General features: G+C 69.2%; 15 protein-coding genes. 9 read left to right on the forward strand and 6 right to left on the reverse strand.

Features of this window, described 5'->3' with window-relative positions; genetic code table 11:
- The gene (locus ACTJKH_RS17330) at positions 1–2295 is read right to left on the reverse strand and encodes a carbon starvation CstA family protein (RefSeq protein WP_440737940.1); all 2295 of its coding nucleotides are present in this window, start codon (positions 2293–2295) and stop codon (positions 1–3) included.
- A 185-nt stretch (positions 2296–2480) separates the two neighbouring features.
- On the opposite strand from ACTJKH_RS17330, the gene ACTJKH_RS17335 reads away from it, so the two are divergent.
- The 5 genes from ACTJKH_RS17335 to ACTJKH_RS17355 all read left to right on the forward strand — a co-directional run bounded on the left by ACTJKH_RS17335 (position 2481) and on the right by ACTJKH_RS17355 (position 7314).
- Positions 2481–3023: an ECF transporter S component gene (locus ACTJKH_RS17335; protein WP_440737941.1), complete on the forward strand. Its 543-nt coding sequence runs from the start codon at positions 2481–2483 to the stop codon at positions 3021–3023.
- Positions 3024–3141: 118 nt separating this feature from the next.
- Entirely contained in the window at positions 3142–4902 is a 1761-nt protein-coding gene (locus ACTJKH_RS17340; protein ID WP_440737942.1) for an ABC transporter ATP-binding protein, read from the forward strand.
- The gene (locus ACTJKH_RS17345) at positions 4899–5717 is read left to right on the forward strand and encodes an energy-coupling factor transporter transmembrane component T (RefSeq protein WP_440737943.1); all 819 of its coding nucleotides are present in this window, start codon (positions 4899–4901) and stop codon (positions 5715–5717) included. The genes ACTJKH_RS17340 and ACTJKH_RS17345 overlap by 4 nt, the downstream gene beginning before the upstream one ends.
- Before the next feature lie 11 nt (positions 5718–5728).
- On the forward strand, positions 5729–6604 hold the full coding sequence (locus ACTJKH_RS17350; protein ID WP_440737944.1) for a siderophore-interacting protein: 876 nt from the start codon (positions 5729–5731) through the stop codon (positions 6602–6604).
- A 134-nt stretch (positions 6605–6738) separates the two neighbouring features.
- Entirely contained in the window at positions 6739–7314 is a 576-nt protein-coding gene (locus ACTJKH_RS17355) for an ECF transporter S component (RefSeq protein ID WP_440737945.1), read from the forward strand.
- Between the two features lie 39 nt (positions 7315–7353).
- Here the strand turns inward: ACTJKH_RS17355 and ACTJKH_RS17360 are convergent, their stop codons facing one another.
- The 4 genes from ACTJKH_RS17360 to ACTJKH_RS17375 form a co-directional block, all read right to left on the reverse strand.
- Complete coding sequence (locus ACTJKH_RS17360) at positions 7354–7725, reverse strand: type II toxin-antitoxin system PemK/MazF family toxin (RefSeq protein ID WP_440737946.1); 372 nt, start codon at positions 7723–7725, stop codon at positions 7354–7356.
- Positions 7722–7943: a ribbon-helix-helix domain-containing protein gene (locus ACTJKH_RS17365; protein WP_440737947.1), complete on the reverse strand. Its 222-nt coding sequence runs from the start codon at positions 7941–7943 to the stop codon at positions 7722–7724. Before ACTJKH_RS17365 ends, ACTJKH_RS17360 begins: the two co-directional genes overlap by 4 nt.
- A 98-nt stretch (positions 7944–8041) precedes the next feature.
- Positions 8042–9205, reverse strand: coding sequence for an acyl-CoA dehydrogenase family protein (locus ACTJKH_RS17370; RefSeq protein WP_210096868.1), 1164 nt, complete (start codon positions 9203–9205; stop codon positions 8042–8044).
- Positions 9206–9401: 196 nt separating this feature from the next.
- A complete protein-coding gene (locus tag ACTJKH_RS17375; RefSeq protein WP_440737948.1) occupies positions 9402–10337 on the reverse strand; it encodes a M15 family metallopeptidase in 936 nt (311 codons plus the stop codon).
- Positions 10338–10420: 83 nt separating this feature from the next.
- Here ACTJKH_RS17375 and ACTJKH_RS17380 point away from each other — a divergent pair, with 83 nt between their 5' ends.
- The 3 genes from ACTJKH_RS17380 (at position 10421) to ACTJKH_RS17390 (ending at position 12369) form a co-directional block, all read left to right on the forward strand.
- Positions 10421–11482, forward strand: a complete 1062-nt coding sequence (locus tag ACTJKH_RS17380) for an Rv2578c family radical SAM protein (protein WP_440737949.1) — start codon at positions 10421–10423, stop codon at positions 11480–11482.
- A gap of 96 nt (positions 11483–11578) precedes the next feature.
- Positions 11579–11788 (forward strand): hypothetical protein, encoded by a 210-nt coding sequence (locus tag ACTJKH_RS17385; RefSeq protein WP_210096865.1) that lies wholly within the window; start codon positions 11579–11581, stop codon positions 11786–11788.
- A gap of 41 nt (positions 11789–11829) precedes the next feature.
- Positions 11830–12369 (forward strand): YaeQ family protein, encoded by a 540-nt coding sequence (locus tag ACTJKH_RS17390; protein ID WP_440737950.1) that lies wholly within the window; start codon positions 11830–11832, stop codon positions 12367–12369.
- A 71-nt stretch (positions 12370–12440) separates the two neighbouring features.
- On the opposite strand, the gene ACTJKH_RS17395 is transcribed toward ACTJKH_RS17390, so the two are convergent.
- Positions 12441–14807, reverse strand: coding sequence for a DEAD/DEAH box helicase (locus ACTJKH_RS17395; RefSeq protein ID WP_440737951.1), 2367 nt, complete (start codon positions 14805–14807; stop codon positions 12441–12443).
- A gap of 292 nt (positions 14808–15099) precedes the next feature.
- On the opposite strand from ACTJKH_RS17395, the gene ACTJKH_RS17400 reads away from it, so the two are divergent.
- Positions 15100–15996 (forward strand): aldose 1-epimerase family protein, encoded by an 897-nt coding sequence (locus ACTJKH_RS17400; protein ID WP_440737952.1) that lies wholly within the window; start codon positions 15100–15102, stop codon positions 15994–15996.
- Positions 15997–16080: the final 84 nt, after the last annotated feature.

Here is a 16080-nt window from a genome sequence, read left to right on the forward strand (position 1 = left end):
TCAGTGGGTCGATGCCTTGCGCTCGTCGGCGAGGATCGGCTCCCACTCCTTCTCGAGCTCGCGCTCGGCGGGGCTCGGCAGGAACCCGGCCGGGGCGAACCGCCGGGAGGCGACCGGAGTCTCCTCGGTGTTCTCGCCGCCCCGGTTGCGGATCGCCTTGATCGTCACGACGACCGCGGCGACCATCACGATGATGGCGAGCGTCACGAAGATGATCGACAGGGTGCCCTGCACGGCCGTGTTGCGGATGACCGCGTCGAGCACCTCGGGCGCTCCGAGCGAGGTGTCGCCGCTGTCGCGGGCCTCGACGTAGCGGAAGTGGTTCGCCCAGTAGCCGATGGCCGGCACGGGCGAGGCGATCTTGTACAGCGACGCGGTGATCGTGACGACCGCCGTGAACGCGAGCGGCAGACCGATGATCCACAGCCACTTGACGTAGCTGCGTCCTCTCTTGGCCACGATCGCCATGACCACGGCGAGCGCGATCGCCGCGAGCAGCTGGTTCGCGATGCCGAACAGCGGGAAGAAGGTGTTGATGCCGCCGAGCGGGTCGGTGACGCCGAGGATGAGGATCGCTCCCCAGCCGGCCACCATGATCGCGGTGCAGATCCACACGCCGGGGCGCCACGAGACGTCACGGAACTTGGGGTACCAGGCGCCGATCGAGTCCTGCAGCATGAAGCGGGCGACGCGGGTGCCCGCATCCACCGCGGTGAGGATGAACAGGGCCTCGAACATGATCGCGAAGTGGTACCAGAACGCCATGAGCGCCTGCCCGCCGAGGGCCTGCTGCATGATGTGCGCGAGACCCAGGGCCAGCGTCGGCGCACCGCCGGTGCGGGAGACGATCGACTCCTCGCCGACGGCCTGCGCTGTGCCGGTGAGTATCTCAGGCGTCAGATTCACCCCCGTCAGCCCCAGCGAGTTCACGAAGGCGACGGCCCCTTCGACCGTGCCCCCTGTCGCCGCCGTCGGCGCATTCATGGCGAAGTAGATGCCCTGGTCGATCGAGATCGCGGCGACGAGCGCCATGATCGCGACGAACGACTCCATGAGCATGCCGCCGTAGCCGATGAAGCGCGTCTGGCGCTCCTTCTCGATGAGCTTCGGCGTGGTGCCCGACGCGATCAGGGCATGGAACCCCGACAGCGCGCCGCACGCGATCGTCACGAACAGGAACGGGAAGAGGGGACCCGCAAACACCGGTCCCATCCCGTTCTCGCCGAAGATGCTGACCGCGGGAACCGTGATCTCCGGGCGCACGAGGATGATCGCACCGGCGAGCATGACGATCACGCCGATCTTCATGAAGGTCGACAGGTAGTCGCGCGGGGCGAGCAGCAGCCAGACAGGCAGCACCGCGGCGATGAAACCGTAGATGATGATGCCCCATGCGATCGTGGTGCGGTCGAGGTGGAAGATCGCCTGGCCCCAGTCGGTGCCGGCCACCCAGCCGCCGCCGATGATCGCGGCCATCAGCAGCACGAAGCCGATGATCGAGACCTCGGTGACCTTTCCGGGGCGCAGGAACCGCAGGTAGATGCCCATGAAGATCGCGATCGGGATGGTCATCGCGACCGAGAACACGCCCCAGGGGCTCTCCCCGAGAGCGTTGACCACGACGAGGGCGAGGATCGCGACGATGATCAGCATGATGAGCAGCGAGGCGACGATCGCCGCCGTGCCGCCGATGCGTCCGAGTTCCTGACGCGCCATCTGGCCGATCGTGCGGCCGCCGCGGCGCATGGAGAAGAAGAGCACCGTGTAGTCCTGCACAGCGCCGGCGAGCACGACGCCGACGATGATCCAGATCGTTCCGGGCAGGTACCCCATCTGCGCGGCGAGCACCGGGCCGACGAGCGGTCCGGCACCGGCGATGGCGGCGAAGTGGTGGCCGTAGAGCACGCGGCGGTCGGTGGGGACGTAGTCCTTGCCGTCCTGCTTGACCTCGGCCGGGGTCGCGCGGCGGTCGTCGGGGCGGGTGATGTACTTCTCGATCACCTTGGAGTAGAACCGGTAGCCGATCAGATACGTGCAGACGGCGGCGAACACGAACCAGATCGCGTTCACGGTCTCGCCCCGCACGATCGCGAGCATCGTCCAGGCGACGGCACCCAGCAGGGCGATCGCCGACCAGATGAGGATCTTCGGCCAGGTCCAGCGGTTCGCCTTCTCATGGTGCTCGTCGCTCAGGGCGACGGGGGGAAGAGAGGGGTCGGTGGTGATCACCGGTTCGTCGAGTCCGGTGCGATCGCGGCCGGTCCCGTCGCGGCGATGCGACGAAGGTGCAGTCATGGGGGTCTCCTCGGGGTGCGCGTCTTTGCGTTCACCCACGCTAGAAAGCATCCGAGTGACCCGCGGGCGCATCTCGGGATGGATGCGACGAACGGCGCAGACCACGCGACGAACGGATGCCGGAGAGGCCTTTTGCACGGCGACCGACCGCATCCCGTCGACCGGTGCGCAAGTAGGCTGGAAGGGTGGCATCCTCCCCCGTCCTGACGACTCGCGTGCTGCTCGTCTGCGCCGCGATCGGCGTCGCCACCGGCATCCTCGGGGGGATCGCCGGGCTCATCACGCCGGGTGTGCTGCTGCTCACTCCCTATCTCTACGGGCTCGTGCTCGGCTCGCACGTGCTGCCGGGGATCATCGCGCAGGAGGTGCTGCGCCGACCGCTCGTCGCGCTCGTCACGCACGTCATCGCCGCCCTCATCTCGAGCGCGTTCAATCCGGCGTGGGCGCTGCGCTTCATCGGCACCGCACTGCTGTTCGGCGCCATCCAGGAGGGCATCGCCGCGCTCACCCGCTACCGGTCGTGGGGTGCCTGGCGTTTCTTCATCTCCGCCGGCGTGATCGGTGTGATCGTGGCGGTCGTCGTGTTCTTCGCCGCCCACCTGGCGGTGCTGCCCCTGTGGGCGCAGATCGCGTACCTGGTGATCTCGGTGCTCGGCCCCATCGCCTGGACCGCCGTGGGCCTCGCGATCGGCTCGGCACTCAGCCGCGCCGGCGTCGCCCGGCGCTGATCCGGCGCCCATCCCGCCCCGATCCTGCGCCGATCCCGCCCCGATCCCGCGAATGCGGATCAGGTAAGGCTCAGCTAAGTTAGAGCTGTACCGATCCGCCGAAACCCGGGGTTATGCCGTGCGCTCATCTGCGCCTCTCCTCCGCGTGCGTGACCTCTCGATCACGCACGCCGATGCCGCGCACCCCTCCCCCGACGACGTCACCTTCGACATCCGTCCCGGCGAGGTCGTGCTGCTGCTGGGTCCGTCGGGTTCGGGCAAATCGACCCTGACGCTCGCGCTCAACGGACTCATCCCGCACGCCGTGCCGGCGACCATGACGGGGTCGGTCGAGGCCGGCGGGCTCGACACCGCCGACACTCCCACCGCGTCGCTGAGCACGCACGTCGCGATGGTGTTCCAAGACCCGGATGCGCAGATCGTCACCGGCACGGTCTACGACGAGGTGGCGTTCGGCCCCGAGAATCTGCTGCTGCCGCTCGACGAGGTGCGCACGCGCACCGAAGACGCACTGCGTCGAGTCGCGCTGTGGGAGCGACGCGACGAGAACCCCGACCGGCTCTCGGGCGGTGGCCGCCAGCGCCTCGCGATCGCCTGCGCCCTGGCCATGGGCTCACCCCTGATCGTGCTCGACGAGCCGACCGCCAACCTCGACCCGCAGGGCATCGACGACGTCTACGCGGCACTGACCGACGTCATCGCCGCGGGCGACCGCGCCATCCTGCTGGTGGAGCATAACCTCGACGCGGCGATGGGGTTCCTCACCCGCACGATCGTGCTCGACCGCGCGGGGCACGTGGCGTTCGACGGTCCGCCCGCCGAGATCATCCGCACGCACGCCGCCGACCTCGTGGCGATGGGCGTCTGGCTGCCGGGCGCGACCCTGGCCGCACTGCGGATGCAGGATGCGGGTACGCACTTCGCCGAGCTGCCCCTCACGCCGGACGAGCTCGCCGCGGCGCTGGCCGCAGCCACGAGTCACCACGTTTCGACTCGCTCGGCTCTCTCTACGACCGAGGAGCGCGCCGACGACGGCACTCGCTCGACGCCCGACGGCGGCCGCCGCTCGCTGAGCGAGGAGCGCAGCGACGAGCGCAGCGACGAGACGAAACGCTCCGGCACCTCGATCATCACCGCTCGCGGCCTGACTGTTCGCCGCCACCGCACCGAGATCCTGCACGGCATCGACCTCGACATCGCCCCCGGCTCCCTCACCGCGATCGTCGGCACGAACGGCGCGGGCAAGACCACGCTGCTGCAGGCGCTCGCCGGCGTCGTTCCGCCACCGAAGCGGCAGGTCACGGTCGACGGCATCGATCCGGGGTCGGCGTCACCCAAGGAGCTTGCGAGCCGCATCGGCTTCGTGTTCCAGAACCCCGAGCACCAGTTCATCGCCCACACGGTCTTCGATGAGCTGGCGCACGGGCTGCGGCTGCGGCACATCCCGGATGCCGAGATCACTGAACGCGTCGATGCGATGCTCACCCGGTTCGGGCTCGAGGCCAAGGCCGAGGTGCATCCGTTCCTGCTCTCCGGCGGCGAGAAGCGCCGCCTCTCGGTCGGCACGGCACTGATCACGCGACCGCGGGTGCTCGCGCTCGACGAGCCGACGTTCGGGCAGGACCGCGCCCGCGCATCCGAGCTCCTCGCGCTGCTGCACGACCTGCGCGACGAGGGCACCACGATCCTCATCGTGACCCACGACCTGCAGCTGGTCGCCGAGCACGCCTCGCACACCGTGATCCTCGCCGACGGCCGTGTGCACGCCGCCGGGCGCACCGAGGCGCTGTTGCGTGATGAGACGCCCTTCGTCGAGGCCGGGCTGCGGCTTCCGGCGCTCCAGCGCGTGCTCGCCGCGGCAGGACGTGCGATCGCATGACCGCGCAGACGTTCGATCCGTACGCGACGGTCGTGGCATCCTCTCGGCGTCAGTTCCTCCACGCCCTGAACCCGCTCGCGAAGGTCGCGGGCGTCGCGCCCGCCATGGTGGTGCTGATCTTCGTGCGCGACCTCGCGACCCCCGCCGCCTTCCTGGTGCTGTCGCTCGTGCTGATCGTCGTGGGGGCGCGACTCACTGTCCGCTCCGCCGCGCTGCTGTTCCTCGCGCTGCCGGTGGGCATGCTCGCGATCGGTCTCGGGTTCTCGCTGTGGGTCGATGCCGCGCACGTCGGCGACACCCCGCCCGCGGTGCAGCTCGGCGACTGGACGCTGTACCAGGGCGCTCTCGCGATCGGCTTCGCCACCGCCCTCCGTCTCGGCGCGATCATCTCCCTGGCGCTCATCGGCGGACTCACGACCACCGGCCCCGATCTCGTGCGCGCCAGCGTGCAGCAGCTGCGGGTGCCGTACCGCATCGGCTACACGGCGCTCGCGGCCTTCCGATTCGTGCCGCGGTTCGGGCACGAGCTGTCGGTGATCCGCGCCGCACATCGGGTGCGCGGCCACCACGGTGGCAGCGGACCGTTCGCGCGGATCGCCCGCGGGTGGGGCTACATCGTGCCGCTGCTCGCCGGAGCGATCCGTCACGCCGAGCGCGTCGCCCTCGCCATGGACTCCCGCGCCTTCGGCGCCCACCCCACACGCACCGAACGTCATCTCGTGCCGTTCCGCGTGCGCGACACCGTCTTCATCGTCGCCGCGATCGTCGCATCCGCCGTGATCTTCGCGGTCTTCTTCCCCTGGCAGCTGCCCTGAAAGGCGCCCGCATGGCATTCAGCAAACTGGTCAAGCCCGAGTCGTCCGAGCTCATCCACCTCAGCGTGCTCCGCACGGAACGGCTCTCCGAGCACTGGATGCGGGTCACGCTCGGCGGAGGCGAGATCGAGAGGTTCCGCCCGATGGGCTTCGACCAGTGGTTCCGGCTGTTCCTGCCGATCGGCGGGGACGCCGGACTCGAGCGGGTGCCGGCGAAGGCGAACAAGATGTTCGGGTACCTCAGGTTCCTCCGCATCCCCGACGGCGAGCGCCCGGTCATGCGCAACTACAGCGTGCGAGCCCATCGCCCCGCGAACGCCGAGACCGGCGCCGAGATCGACGTCGACTTCGTGCTGCACGGGTCGGCGGCCGACGGCACGGCCGGCCCCGCGTCACGGTGGGCCGAGACGTGCGAGCCCGGCGAGCACGTGCTGATCATCGATGAGGGACTCACCTTCAACCCGCAGCGTGGCACCGACCGGGTCCTGCTCGTGGGCGACGAGACGGCGCTGCCGGCGATCGCTTCGATCTGCGCCTCTCTGCCTGCGAACGCCACGGGCACCGCGCTCATCGAAGTGCCCACCGAGGAGGATGCGCTGGAATTCCCGCATCCCGCCGGCGTCGACGTCGTCTGGCTCGTGCGTCCCCATGAGTTCCCGCCGGGTTCATTCGCCCTCGCGCGACTGCGCGACCTCGCTCTTCCCGAGGCGCCGTTCCACGCGTACGCGGCGGGTGAGCAGTCGCTCGCCTCGGGCGCCCGCAAGCACCTCGTCGGCGAGCGCGGTGTCGACAAGAACGCCGTCAGCTTCTGCGGCTACTGGAAGATCGGCGCCTCCTCTCCGTCATCGAAGGCCGCCCGCGACGCCGCGACGGAGCCCCTCGCATGAGCGGGGCGGATGCCGTGAGCCGGAACCCCTACGCGGAGTCATCTCCTCACACGGTCTCATCGGCCGGTGCGGGGCCAGGACCGCATCCCGCGACCGGTGCGGGGTCAGAAACGCATCCGACATCGCCTCGTGAGATGCACAATCGACCACGCACCGGCGGCGGACGCTCGCGCTTCCGATTCCCGACGGCGATCCTCCTGACCTGTGCCGCGCTCGGCGTCGCCGGCGGCATCCTGCTGGCACCCGCCAACTGGATCTCGACGCTCCTGTTCCTCGGCCTGCCGTTCGTCAGTGTGGGCCTGGCCGGGCTGTGGCTGCTGCCCTCGGTGATCGCGCTGCGGCTGCTGCGACGCCCCCTGGTCGGCCTGCTGGTGGGACTCCTCGCCGGACTCGTGATCGTCCCGTTCTCGGGCTACGGCTTCAGCAGCGTGGCCACCAATCTCTGGTGGGCGGCGTTCACCGAACTGCCGTTCCTGTTCGTCCTCTGGCGCTACTGGGGAACCTGGTTGCACTACCTCGGTGCGGCGATCGTCGGCGTCGTCTACCCGATCCTCGCCTGGACGTCGTTCAACCTCGGCACGTTCGACCTGAGCCTGCAGATCACGTTCTTCGCGATCACGCTCGCGAGCTGCCTCGGCGGCACCGCCCTCGGCATCCTGATCGCCGATCGCCTGCGCCGCGCCGGTGTCGGTGGCCGTCTGCCTCGCTGACCGGCGCAGGACCGGCCCTGACTCGCGCCCTGCTGTCTCTCAGAGGGAGAGGTGCAGGCGAAGGGCTTCATCGACCGCCGCGACGAGTTCGGCCGGAGCCCAACCGACCGGACGCACGATCCGACTGACGGCGATGGTGCGCACCTGCTCGGCCTGAGCCTTCGAATCGTGATCGAGGCCGGTCGCGTCAGCGGGAAGCAGTACTTGGAAGGGCAACACCCGTGCGATGTTGGACGTGACCGGCACCACAGTCACCGTGGCTCGCGGTGATCGCATCGCCGCGGCATTCGCCGCATTGTTGCTCACGAGCATGGCGGGCCTGGTCTTGCCCGCTTCGGAACCGACCGCAGGATCCAACGAGGCGAGCACGATCTGTCCTCGGCGCAGGAGCGGGATGGACGAGTCAGTCATGCGGATGCGAGGCCATCGGCGTCAGCGGCATCCCACGCGTCGTCGTACCCCTCGGCGAACGCTTCTGCATAGGCATCGGCGAGCCGGCTCTCGCGCAGAAGTCGGACGGCATCCTGCACCGCGGCAGAGCGAGAGGCGTACCTGCCGCTCAGCGTCTCGAGGTCGAGGAACGCGACATCACCTTCACTCAAGCTCAGACTGACTTTGGTGTGTGTCATACATCGATGCTACTCGAGTAGCAAGGCCTATCCTACTGTCGGCACAGCGAGAAGGGCCCCGGATGCCGGCATCCGGGGCCCTTCTCACAGCTCATGCGTCAGCGCTTGCCGACGATCTGGCGACCGACGAGGTCGCGCATGATCTCGTTCGTGCCGCCGTAGATGCGGTGCACCCGGGCATCGGTGAAGGCGCGGGCGATCGGGTACTCCATGATGTAGCCGTACCCGCCGTGCAGCTGCACGCCCGTGTCGAGCACCTCCCACTCGCGCTCGGTCGCCCAGAACTTGACCTTCGCGGCATCCTCGGCGGTGAGCGTGCTGTTCTTGTAGGCGAGCAGCGCGCGGTCGATGTACGCCCACATCGCGTCGGTGGTGGCCGCCATGTCGGCGAGGCGGAAGCGGGTGTTCTGGAAGTCGGCGATGCGCTCGCCGAACGCCTCGCGGTCCTTCGTGTAGGCGACGGTCCAGTCGAGGGCGGCCTGAGCGGCGGCGGCCGCAGCGACGCCGATCGAGAGACGCTCGAGCGGCAGGTTGAGCATCAGCTGGATGAACCCCTGACCCTCTTTGCCGCTGATGAGGTTCTCGTCGGGGATGAACACGTCGGTGAAGCTGAGCTCAGCCGTGTCCCAGCCGTGGAAGCCCATCTTGCTGAGCTTCTTGCCCTGGTCGAAGCCCTCCATGCCCTTCTCGACGAGCAGCAGGCTGAACGCGTCGGGACGATTGCCCTCGCCGGTCTTGACGAAGGTCACGACGACGTCGGCCGTCGTGCCCGACGAGATGAACGTCTTCGCGCCGTTGAGGATGTACCCGCCGTCGACCTTCTTGGCGTTGGTCTTGATGCCGCGAAGGTCAGACCCCGCACCGGGGTCGGTCATGGCGAGCGCGCCGAGCACCTCGCCCGTCGCCATGCGCGGGAGCCACTTCTCCTTCTGCTCCTGCGTTCCCATGTGCACGAGGTACGGCACGGCCAGATCGTCCTGGATGCCGAAGGCGCCGGCGAGCGACCCCGCGCCCGAGGCGATGACCTCTTCCATCACGATGGTGCGGAAGCGATAGTCCTGCAGCATCCCCGCGCCGCCGAACTCCTCGGGGACGGAGAGCCCGATCAGGCCCGCCTCGCCGGCGGCCAGCATGGTCGCGCGGTCGATCTCGCCCGCGGCATCCCACCGCTCGATCGCCTCGTTGCTCACGTGGCGCTTGACGAAGTCCTTGACGAGGTCGCGGAATGCCTCGTGATCCTCTTCGTAGATGTCGCGTTCCATTGCGTCCTCCCGAACGTTCGTGCGTCTTTGCTCCGGCGATTCTATGCCGGGTCACCGACACGAAGACAGCCCGTTGTGAGAATGCATCCCACAATCGGTGGGACTGGGTACCGCGATTGTCGGATGCCGCAATGCGGCCGACGACGGGTGCGCCTGCCCTCGTTCAGTGCGCGCTCACTGCGTGCTCGATGCGCGGTCAGTGCGCGTAATCGGGAGCCGCCGGGAGCCCGAAGAACTCCTCGAGTGTGTGGTACCCGCCGTGGTGATACGCGGCAGCGAGATCTCGCCCGAGGTAGCGCAGATGCCAGGGCTCCGGCTTGTAGCCGGTGATCCCGGATCCGACCTGCTCGTAGCGCACGATGAATCCGTACTCCCAGGCGTTGGCGGCGATCCACTCCCCCTGGGCGGTGGCGCCGAACGACTCGATCGCTCCGCATCGCGAGTCGCACGCCACGAGATCGATCGCGAGGCCGGTCTGATGCTCGCTGTGGCCGGCGCGTGCCGACGACGCGTCCGCGTGCGCCTGCCCGCTGCTGCGCACGTGCGAGGCGTGCGTCGCGACCTGCAGGTCGTACGAGCGGTAGCCGTTGTTCGCCCCGATGCGCCCGGCCCCCTCGGCCGCAGCCGCCTCGGCCATCTCGCCCACCGCAGACGCGACATCGGCTCGCGCCTGACCAGACGAGGTGGTCATCTGCAGGGGGATGTCGGCGAGCGACCCCGGGGCGAAATCGATCGGAGCGAGCGGGCGAGCCTTGTTCACGACGACCCACACGTGAGCCGGGTCAGCGAGCGCCACGCAGGGTGCGTTTCCGGCGATGACCGCCGCGCGGAAGCTCTCGGCGCCGCCGAAGCCCGCGATGATCGCGGCGTCATCGGCGGCCGTGATCGCCTCGAGCACGCTCGGCTCGGAACAGGGGTCTGCCGCCGTGGTCGCGCCGACCTCGACAGCGGGAACGTCCTGCACCACGAGCGGCTGCGGCATCGCCAGCTCATCCCGGCCCGCATCGGCGATGGGCGCGCCCGCCAGCGAGAGCAGGATGCCGACGGCGGTTACCGCGAGCCCGAAGGGCAGCGCGGGGCCATGGATCGGGGAACGCGGCGCCGCATGCTGAGGCTGCGGCGCGAAGGACATCCTCCCATTGTCCCTTAAGTCGACTAGAACACATGTACCCTTCGGGTTGACCTCAGGGTCGTTCATATGTTCGAATATCTGTCATGAGGTGGCAGGGACAGAAGCTCGGCGATGTCGATGACTCTGCCCTGCCCGGACTCGAAGATCGCTCGAACGTCCTCCGCACGGTGACGACCCCCGAATTCGCGGGCATGACGTTCCACGAGGTGCTGTCGAAGTCCGCGCTCAACCACGTGCCGGGCGCATCGCGCATGCCGTTCGCCTGGACCATCAATCCGTACCGCGGATGCAGCCATGCCTGCCTATACTGCTTCGCTCGTGGAACGCACGAGTATCTCGACCTCGACGGCGGAGCGGACTTCGACTCGCAGATCGTCGTGAAGGTCAACGTCGTCGAAGTGCTGCAGAAGGAGCTGCGCAAGGGCAGCTGGGAGCACGAGACCGTCGCGCTGGGCACCAACACGGATCCGTATCAGCGCGCAGAGGGGCGCTACAAGCTGATGCCGGGCATCATCGACGCCCTCGCCGCATCGGGCACTCCGATGTCGATCCTCACGAAGGGCACGCTGATCAGGCGCGACATCCCCCTGCTGGTGAAGGCCGCGCAGCGGGTGCCCGTCGACATCCAGATGTCGATCGCGATGTACGACGACGAGCTGCAGAAGGCGATCGAGCCGGGAACGCCGACGACCCAGGCCCGGCTCGACACCGTGCGCGCGCTGCGAGACGCCGGGTTCCGGGTCACGGTGTTCCTGATGCCGATCATGCCTCACATGACCGACTCGGTCGAAGCGATCGACACCGCACTGCGGCGCATCAAAGAGGCCGGAGCGAATCGCGTGATCTATGGCGCTCTACACCTGCGGGCCGGCGTGAAGCCGTGGTTCATGCAGTGGCTCGGCGAGTTCCGCCCCGACCTCGTCTCGTCGTATCGGGGGCTCTACCCGGGCGTCTCGGCCGAGGCCCCGAAGGGGTATCGCCAATGGCTCGCGAAACGCGCGCGGCCGCTGATCCGACTGCACGGCCTCGACGGGCAGCACGAAGACGACTACCCCGTGCGCGGCATGCGGTCGTCCGCGCCGCACGGGCGGCCGGCACCCGCGTTCACCCCCTCGCCCGCCGCTGCGCAGCCGATGCTGTTCTGAGACTGGGCCGGGGGACGACTTGCCGTCTGACGACAGCTGAGCCACCACGACCGCACGTTCCCTCGCCTGCTGAGCACCCGCATTAGGTTGGACAGCATGTTCCGCGGATACGTCGCCCTGTTGTTCCTCGCCGGTCTCGCCGCCGCTGTCTACGGCACCCTGCTGCCCGGGGGCGGTGGCACGACGCTGGCGATGGTGGGCGCAGCATCCCTGGGCGCATCACTCGTGCTGATCGGGATCGTCCTGCTGCGCGAGGGCGAGCAGGATCTGAAGCAGGCGCGGGCGAGGTCCGACGCCGGGCGCTGACCGTCACGGCGCCCCGGCCAGGGCGCGTAGGCTCGGACGTTATGGCTATCGGCTCCACAATGCACACGTTCGAGGTCCAGCTGGCCGACATGGATCGTGGCGTGTACGACGACTTCTCGCTGCGCGTCGCACGGCATCCCTCAGAGACCAACGCATACATGCTGACCCGCGTGCTCGCATACGGACTCGAGTTCACCGAGGGCATCACGTTCGGCGGCGGCATCTCGCAGACCGACGAACCGGCCGTCCTGGTGCGCGACCTCACCGGACAGACCACCGCGTGGATCGAGATCGGAGCCCCCGACGCCGAGCGTCTGCACTACGGCAGCAGGCTCGCCGAGCGCACGGTCGTCTACACGCACCGCGACCCGGCGAAGGTCATGGCGCCGTGGGCCGACAAGAGGATCCACCGCTCCGAGGACCTCCGCGTCTACAGCTTCGACGCCGGCTTCATCGACTCGGCCGCGCCACTCATTGAGCGCCGCAACACCATGATCCTCACCGTCACCGAGCAGGTGCTGTACCTCGACCTCAACGGCACGACCCTGACCACGGCGATCCACGAGCACGAGCTCGGCTGAATCGAGCCGCCGCCCGCACGGCGAAGGCCCCGCCCCCGCGATGCAGGAACAGGGCCTTCGAGCGTGACGGATCAGGCCGTGAGGTCTGCCGCGGTCGGCACGCGACCCGCGATCTCCTCGATCAGGTCGTCGTCGATGCGGGCGTTCTCGAACGGAGCGTCGATCTCGGCGCGCTCCAGCAGCTCGGTCATGCGACGCTGACGCTGACGTGTGATCAGCGTGACGACACGGCCCGAACGACCGGCGCGGCCCGTGCGGCCCGAGCGGTGCAGGTACGTCTTGTACTCGTCGGGGGCATCGGCCTGGACGACCAGGTCGATGTCGTCGACGTGGATGCCGCGGGCGGCGACGTCCGTCGCGACGAGCACGTTGACGCGACCAGAGGTCAGACGCTCGAGGTTGCGCGTGCGCTTGGCCTGGTTGAGGTCACCGTGCAGCGAGACCGCGGGGATGCCGGCGTCGTCGAACTGCTCGGCGAGCATGTCGGCGTAGGCACGGGTGCGGGCGAAGACGAGCGTCTTGCCCTCGCGGTCGACGAGCGAGGTGAGGATGTCGGCCTTGTCACGGTGCTCGATCACGAGCACGCGGTGCTCGATGGTGCTCGAGTCCTGGTCTTCGCCGGCGACCTCGTAGACGGCCGGGTCGACGAGGAACTCGTCGACGAGAGCCGCGACCTCGCGGTCGAGCGTCGCCGAGAAGAGCAGCTTCTGGCTGCCGTCGGCGGTGTGACGCAGGATGCGCTGCACGGGCTCGACGAAGCCGAGCTCGCACATGTGGTCGGCCTCGTCGAGCACCGCGATGCGGCAGTCCGACAGGTCGAGCTTGCCCTGGTTGATGAGGTCCTCGATGCGACCGGGCGTGCCGATGACGATGTCGACGCCCTTCTTCAGCGCACCCACCTGACGACCCTGGGGCACGCCACCGTAGATCTGCGTGGTGAAGAGACCGACGCTGCGCGCGATCGGCTGGATCGTGCGGTCGATCTGCAGTGCGAGCTCGCGGGTCGGGGCGAGGATGATCGCGCGCGGCGACCGACCGAACTCACGACGCTTGCCGGCCTGCGACTGCAGCACGCGCTCGACGAGCGGAGCACCGAAGGCGATGGTCTTGCCGGAGCCGGTGCGGCCACGGGCGAGGACATCGCGTCCCTCGAGCACGGCCGGGATGCTGGCCGCCTGGATCGGGAACGGCGTCGCCGCGCCCATGCCGACGAGGGTTTCGACGATGTTGGATCCGAGACCGAGGTCGCCGAAGGTCACACCGTCGACCTCGACAGCAGCGACGGACTTGGCCTCGAGGCGCTCGTGCACGACGTCATCCGTCGGCTCGAACTTCTTGGCGGGTGCCGTGCTCGACGTGGCGTTCCAGTCGTTCCGGCTGGGGCGCTCGTTGCGCGCCGGCCGCCCGCGGGTGTCCGACGTCAGCGGGCGCGGACGCTCGGTGCGGTACGCGCCACCGGTCGAGGGACGCGAACGCTCGTCGCGGCCACCCTCGAACGAACGCTGAGTGCGGTCACGGTCGAAGGCACGACGCGCGCGGTCGGCGTCGTAGGAGCGCTCAGGACGCTCGGCGCCGCCACGGTCATCACGACGGGGGCCTGCGCCACGGTCATCACGACGGGGGCCCGCGCCACGGTCGTCGCGACGAGGACGCTCGTCACGGTCGAAGCGCGGACGCTCGGATACTGTGCGATCGAAGCGCGGACGCTCGAAGCGGTCGCCCGAGCGGGCAGGACGGTCGTCGCGGGTGAAGCGCGGACGCTCGGACGCGCCGCGGTCGTCACGCTGCGGACGGTCGTCGCGCGAGAAGCGCTGGCCGCCGCGATCGTCGCGGAAGCCACCGGAGCGCTGGTCACGGCGGTCGTCACGGCCCGGACGTCCGCCATCGCGGTGATCGTTGTCGCGGAAGCCCTGGCGCTGCGTGCCCGCACCGCGGTCGTCACGGCGCGGACGCTCGTCACGCTGGCCGCCGCGCTCATCGCGGTAGGTGCCGGGACCGGTCGGACGCTGGCCGGCGCGGTCGTTGTAGCGCGGACGATCGAAGCCCGCCGAGGAGCGCTCGTTGTAGCGCGGACGGTCGTCGCGGTTGTGCGGCGCCTCGCGGCGACCCGACTCTGCACGGTTGCGGATGCCGCGCGACTCGTCGCGACCCGCACGCTCCTGCGCGCTCCAGCGCTGCTTGGGAGCGCCCTCTTCGGCCGGACGGTATCCACGGTGACCGGCGCTGCGACTGCCGGGGCGACGGTCGAAGCCGGCCGACGCGGTGCGGCGGTCGCCGGCATCCGCGCGTCCGCCGCGAGCATCGCGGGAATCACGCGTGTCGCGACCTGCGTCGCGGCCGCCGGCGTGGCGGTCGTGGAACGAGGTCTTGTTCGCGCCGTAGCGCGGCTCGAAGTTGGCGGCGGGGCGTCCGCCGCGGGGCTTCTTGTTCTTGGGCATGGGTGTGTCCTTCTGAGTTCTCGCACGAGAACAGCGCCGCGCACACGCGCGTGCACCCTGCGCCCGATCGGATGCGATCGAGCAGGGTTCCGGACTGTCAGCGGCCGGGGCCATTCATGTGATGGTTGATCAAGCGTCGAGCGACGCTCACCATCGGCCCCTGGACTCACACTTCTTACAAAAACGTCCGCGCGCTGCGCGGGTGTCCGAAGCCGACCCATCAAGTGTAGCGGTCAGTCCTGAAAAACCGCCCAGTCCCCTTCGCACTCATCGCTCCCCATACGATTGCGGGGTGAACTCCGCATCCCCCACCGGCATCCAGGTGCACCTCCAGCTCGGCGACGTCAGCGCACAGATCGCTCAGGTCGGCGCTTCGCTCCGCTCCCTTCGCATCGGCTCCGTCGACCTGATCGCGCCCTACCCGCTGGACTCCCCGACGCCCTCGTGCTCGGGGGTGGTGCTCGCGCCCTGGCCCAACCGGGTCCGCGACGGCCGATGGGACGACGAGGGCACGGCGCGGCAACTCGCGATCACCGAGCCGAAGTTCGCCAATGCGAGCCACGGACTGCTGCGCTTCACGGCCTACGACGTCAAGGAGTCGGCCTCGGCGACGACGCTGAGCGCGACGATCTTCCCGCAGACCGGGTATCCGTACCTGATCGAGACGAGCGTGACCTACGCCCTGCGCGCCGACGGCATCGACGTCACCCACGCGCTGACCAATCGTTCGGCGACCGCAGCGCCGGTCGCGCTCGGCACCCACCCCTTCGTCACCATCGGCGATGTCGACCCGCGCGACCTCGTCCTGACCGTGCCGGCCCGCACCGCCTTCGACACGGACGAGCGGATGCTGCCCACGGGCACTCGTCCCGCCGATGCCGTTCTTCGCGACGGAGTGCGCCTGGGTGACGTGAGCCTCGACACCGGATTCACCGACCTCGATCGCGATGCCGACGGACTCGTGCGGCACTCGCTCACCGCGCCGGACGGACGCCGCCTCACACTCTGGCAGGGCGCCGGCTTCGACGTCGTGCAGGTCTACACGACCGACAAGTACCCGGGACAGTCGCTCGCCGTCGCGATCGAACCCATGACCGCGCCGGCCGACGCCCTGAACAGCGGCCTCGGCATCCGTCGCCTCGCCCCCGGCGAGACCTGGACGCTGCAGTGGGGCATCACGCTCGACTGAACCCGACGCCACTCGGCCGCGCCGGCCGCGCACACGACTCCGCACGAGACGACCGATGCCCGCCCGGGAAGCGATTCCGGGCGG

This window comes from Microbacterium sp. 22215 (assembly GCF_052045655.1).
Taxonomy (GTDB): domain Bacteria; phylum Actinomycetota; class Actinomycetes; order Actinomycetales; family Microbacteriaceae; genus Microbacterium; species Microbacterium phyllosphaerae.

Excerpts from the sequence above, each read along its gene's own strand:
- ACTJKH_RS17330 (WP_440737940.1), bottom strand. The coding sequence starts at position 2,295 with ATGACTGCACCTTCGTCGCATCGCCGCGACGGGACCGGCCGCGATCGC.
- ACTJKH_RS17345 (WP_440737943.1), top strand. The coding sequence starts at position 4,899 with ATGACCGCGCAGACGTTCGATCCGTACGCGACGGTCGTGGCATCCTCT.
- ACTJKH_RS17350 (WP_440737944.1), top strand. The coding sequence starts at position 5,729 with ATGGCATTCAGCAAACTGGTCAAGCCCGAGTCGTCCGAGCTCATCCAC.
- ACTJKH_RS17355 (WP_440737945.1), top strand. The coding sequence starts at position 6,739 with ATGCACAATCGACCACGCACCGGCGGCGGACGCTCGCGCTTCCGATTC.
- ACTJKH_RS17360 (WP_440737946.1), bottom strand. The coding sequence starts at position 7,725 with ATGACTGACTCGTCCATCCCGCTCCTGCGCCGAGGACAGATCGTGCTC.
- ACTJKH_RS17365 (WP_440737947.1), bottom strand. The coding sequence starts at position 7,943 with ATGACACACACCAAAGTCAGTCTGAGCTTGAGTGAAGGTGATGTCGCG.
- ACTJKH_RS17370 (WP_210096868.1), bottom strand. The coding sequence starts at position 9,205 with ATGGAACGCGACATCTACGAAGAGGATCACGAGGCATTCCGCGACCTC.
- ACTJKH_RS17375 (WP_440737948.1), bottom strand. The coding sequence starts at position 10,337 with ATGTCCTTCGCGCCGCAGCCTCAGCATGCGGCGCCGCGTTCCCCGATC.
- ACTJKH_RS17380 (WP_440737949.1), top strand. The coding sequence starts at position 10,421 with ATGAGGTGGCAGGGACAGAAGCTCGGCGATGTCGATGACTCTGCCCTG.
- ACTJKH_RS17385 (WP_210096865.1), top strand. The coding sequence starts at position 11,579 with ATGTTCCGCGGATACGTCGCCCTGTTGTTCCTCGCCGGTCTCGCCGCC.
- ACTJKH_RS17390 (WP_440737950.1), top strand. The coding sequence starts at position 11,830 with ATGGCTATCGGCTCCACAATGCACACGTTCGAGGTCCAGCTGGCCGAC.
- ACTJKH_RS17395 (WP_440737951.1), bottom strand. The coding sequence starts at position 14,807 with ATGCCCAAGAACAAGAAGCCCCGCGGCGGACGCCCCGCCGCCAACTTC.